The organism is Bacillus sp. H1a (genome assembly GCF_000633475.1).
Classification (GTDB): Bacteria; Bacillota; Bacilli; order Bacillales; family Bacillaceae_G; genus Bacillus_A; species Bacillus_A paramycoides.
In genome coordinates this window covers 1-1,112 of record NZ_AYMH01000154.1, presented here as the reverse complement: position 1 = coordinate 1,112, position 1,112 = coordinate 1, and the positions used below count along the sequence as shown (strand labels likewise).

Annotated in this window: 2 protein-coding genes; both read right to left on the bottom strand. The window is 38.2% G+C overall.

Translation table 11 applies throughout. The features are described 5' to 3' along the window. Positions 1 to 22: 22 nt before the first annotated feature. Positions 23 to 739 carry a DUF4176 domain-containing protein gene (locus U860_RS0130900; RefSeq protein WP_025151486.1) on the bottom strand — a complete coding sequence of 239 codons (717 nt, stop codon included), beginning with the start codon at positions 737 to 739 and terminating at the stop codon, positions 23 to 25. A 1-nt stretch (position 740) separates the two neighbouring features. After that, positions 741 to 1,028, bottom strand: a complete 288-nt coding sequence (locus tag U860_RS0130895; protein WP_025151485.1) for a hypothetical protein — start codon at positions 1,026 to 1,028, stop codon at positions 741 to 743. Positions 1,029 to 1,112: the final 84 nt, after the last annotated feature.

Here is a 1,112-nt window from a genome sequence, read left to right as displayed (position 1 = left end):
TTAAATCTACTTGAAAGCCCATTTAATCCGCCTCTCTTTCTGATGAAGTATGAACAGCTTCATAGAAAGCAAGTGCTTTATCTAGTGGTAAAAAGGCACTGGATAACTTGCCATTTGCTACTTGCATACTTCGCAAGAAAGTAAAAGCAAATTGTTCTTCCCATTCATTCGTCATCCCAGGTGAAACAACTCGCTTAATCATCATATTGGACACATAAATTGCTGGTGTGTTGCTCATTTCACCAAACGGCCACAAGTAACCAAGATAATCTACCACATAATCGTTAAATCCCTCTCTTAACGGTACCTTGCGCCCTGTTAAAACCACGAGTTCCCCGAGTTCACTATTCTTGAACATATTTTGAATTACTTCTGGCATCATGTCTACGTCCAATTCCACAACGGTACCTAGCGGCAAAATTTCGCTATAACACGCATCAATCAAACCCATCAAACGTAAAAATTGAGAAAATGGAATGTCTAATTGCGTTTCTAATCGTTCAAAACGAATTGTCTCATTCGGATAATCAAACGTCACTGAGAATTTCGCACCGATTTTTGGTTTGTTTTCAAAGACATCTTCTTGATTTCGAAACGCCTTGTAAACCTCACGAAAAAGGGAAGGCTGATTTCCCAGCAAGTTACCCATTTGTAATAGTTCGTCAGTAATCTCTAAATCTAATGTTTTGTCATTTTGTAAAACAACTTCTAAAAGTTCTCGTTTGTTATATTCGACCATATTATTTGAACCTCACTGTGTTTTGTTGGATTACATTCGCCATTTTGGTATCTTCATCGACAATTTTGTCCGCGACGGCTTTCATTTTGCCTGTGTCAGCAGAAGATACTCCTTTAAATGCTTCTAAAGTTGTTCCGGCTTTCTCTACTAAATTTTGAAAACCCGTCAACCGAGATAGATTATTCTTGGTAATGTTCGGTGAGGGAACTTTCTCTATCCGATTAATTGCGCTCTCTGCATTTGTGACTGCTCCGGTAAATTTCCCCTTATCTATACCTATTTTTCCCATTGGTATTTTCTCCTTTTTTTATAACATAGCACGCAAACCGCTAATACTTGCTGAAATGCTCGCAATAGCGTCACCTATTATAGA

What these genes read in the sequence shown, in the direction of transcription:
- U860_RS0130895 (WP_025151485.1), bottom strand. Translation starts at nt 1,028, where the DNA reads ATGGGAAAAATAGGTATAGATAAGGGGAAATTTACCGGAGCAGTCACA.
- U860_RS0130900 (WP_025151486.1), bottom strand. Translation starts at nt 739, where the DNA reads ATGGTCGAATATAACAAACGAGAACTTTTAGAAGTTGTTTTACAAAAT.